Annotated in this window: 1 protein-coding gene; it reads left to right on the forward strand. The window is 47.1% G+C overall.

Going from position 1 to position 645, the window contains the following annotated elements; translation table 11 throughout:
* Nucleotides 1–126 precede the first annotated feature (126 nt).
* Nucleotides 127–645, forward strand: a 519-nt coding sequence (locus FN633_RS10615; protein ID WP_154058907.1) for a GNAT family N-acetyltransferase, incomplete at its 3' end; no start/stop codon positions are given.

Raw genomic sequence — 645 nt, forward strand, 5'->3', positions numbered from 1 at the left:
CACAGTAGATACTGAAACATGGACGCTAAAAAAAGGCGACAGTTTGCGCTTTCATCTGTCAGGAACCTCATCATTCAGCGCTCATCAGAGTCTGGGTGCCCATTATCTTTTAGTGGTATGTAAATCATGATCAAATATGAATTTATGAGTGCTACCGAGGCACATGAAAAATTAAGAGAATTAGGTGACGTACTGCAGGCCTGTGTAAAAGAGGGTGCAAGCGTAGGTTTTACCCATCCAGACGATCGCCAGGCTATTGACCGCTTCTGGAAGGATAAAGTCAACGGCCTTGCCAGCAATGAGTGTGAATTGCTCATTGCCCGGGATGACGACAGTCTGGTTGGCACAGTGATGATTAACTATTGTGGTATGCCAAACGGCAGTCATCGTGCTGAAATTTCCAAGTTACTCGTCCACCCGCACGCGCGCCGTCAGGGTATTGCCAGACAATTAATGAATCAGGCAGAGCAAAGAGCGTGGGAAAAAGGATTATCTCTACTCGTACTGGATACCCGCAGCGGCGATGTCGCCAGCACACTATATCTTTCACTCGGCTGGCAGATAGCCGGGTCGATACCCTGTTATGCAGAGTCTATTGAGAACACCCTGGATGCGACGACGTATATGTATAAAATTATTGCCAAA

This window comes from Pseudescherichia vulneris (assembly GCF_902164725.1).
GTDB lineage: Bacteria > Pseudomonadota > Gammaproteobacteria > Enterobacterales > Enterobacteriaceae > Pseudescherichia > Pseudescherichia vulneris.